At 59.7% G+C, this 1,549-nt stretch carries 1 protein-coding gene; it reads left to right on the forward strand.

Translation table 11 applies throughout. The features are described 5' to 3' along the window. Positions 1–80: 80 nt before the first annotated feature. On the forward strand, positions 81–1,549 hold a 1,469-nt coding region (locus ACESMD_RS12675), incomplete at its 3' end, for an ISNCY family transposase (RefSeq protein WP_372613705.1).

Below are 1,549 nucleotides of genomic sequence, written 5' to 3' on the forward strand. Positions count from 1 at the left end.
CCGGCGCATTGCCTCGCCGAAATGGTTACCCAACATAGGGTGTTGCCTCATATACTGAGTTACCAAGGGCAGTAGCTGAGGTGGTGGTGATGGCGAAGACAATGACGACCCCCGGTAGGCAAGAGCTGATTGGCGTTCTGCGGGAGCGCTATGCGCAAGGCTCTCGTGCAGAGAAAGGTCGAATCCTCGATGAGTTTACTCTGACCAGTGGGTGCCATCGGAAATCAGCCATCCGGATCCTGAATGGTTCAGCAGAGCTCGATACTCAGCCACGGAAAACCACGCGGCCGCGAGTCTACGATGATGCCGTACATCAGGCGCTGATCGTGATGTGGGAGGCCTCTGACAGGGTCTGCGGCAAGCGCCTCAAGGCATTGCTTCCGATCCTGCTTCCAGCCCTTGAGCGCCACGGCCATCTACAGCTTGATCCCGGGGTTCATGACAAGCTCATGTCCATGAGTGCCGCCACCATCGATCGCCGACTCCGTGAGACCCGCGTCGGGAGCTCGCGTCGCCAAGGCCGGAAAAAGCCCACGGCAGTGCAGCGCAACGTGGCGATCCGTACCTTTGCCGACTGGTCTGATCCCTTGCCGGGCTATCTGGAGATGGATCTCGTCGTGCATTCCGGCGAAAGACTGACCGGAAGCTACCTTCACACCCTCTCGCTTACCGATGTGGCGAGTGGCTGGACCGACTGTGCGCCACTCTTGGCTCGCGACGGAACGCTGGTCGTCGAGTCCGTTGAGGCGCTGCGTGGCAGCCTGCCTTTCTTGCTCCGTGGGCTCGATGTCGATAATGGTTCCGAGTTTCTCAACGACGGGCTGCTGCGCTACTGTGCGACCCGTGGGATCGAGCTGACCCGATCGAGGCCCTACCACAAGAACGATCAGGCTTGGATTGAGCAGAAGAACGGATCGGTCGTCAGGCGACTGGTGGGTTACCGTCGGCTCGAGGGTATGGCCGCCTTCGAGGCTCTGTCACAGCTTTATGCAGCAGCCCGCCTGTTCATCAATTTCTTTCAGCCGTCGTTCAAGCTCAAAGAGAAAGTTCGTACTGGGGCCCGAGTCGTGAAGCGCTATCATGCACCGCAGACACCCTGTTCGCGACTCCTGGCGTCAGCTGCCATCTCCGACGCTATCAAGGCACGTCTACAGCGCATTGCAGAAACCCTCGACCCCCTCCAGCTCCTGGATCAGATTCGCACCATGCAGCAACGGCTAGCGATTATCGCGGCAGGTGGTAAGCCACCGGCTATTGCGCATCACGATGATGACCTCACCTCCTTTCTCGCTAGTCTATCGACCGCATGGCATGAGGGCGAGGTTCGCCCCACACACCGCACCACTCCGAAGGCAAGTCGACATTGGCGCACCCGCAAAGACCCGTTCGAAAGCGTGTGGCCAAGGATCGTGGGCTGGTTGGACAATGCCCCCGATCAATCAGCGAAGGGCCTGTTAGAGCGGTTGCAACGGGAGCATCCTGGGACGTATTCCGACGGTCAGCTGCGGTCACTGCAGCGCAGGGTCAAGGAGTGGCGTGGAGAGATGGC

The organism is Halomonas sp., assembly GCF_041689495.1.
In the GTDB taxonomy this organism is placed as follows: Bacteria; Pseudomonadota; Gammaproteobacteria; order Pseudomonadales; family Halomonadaceae; genus Halomonas.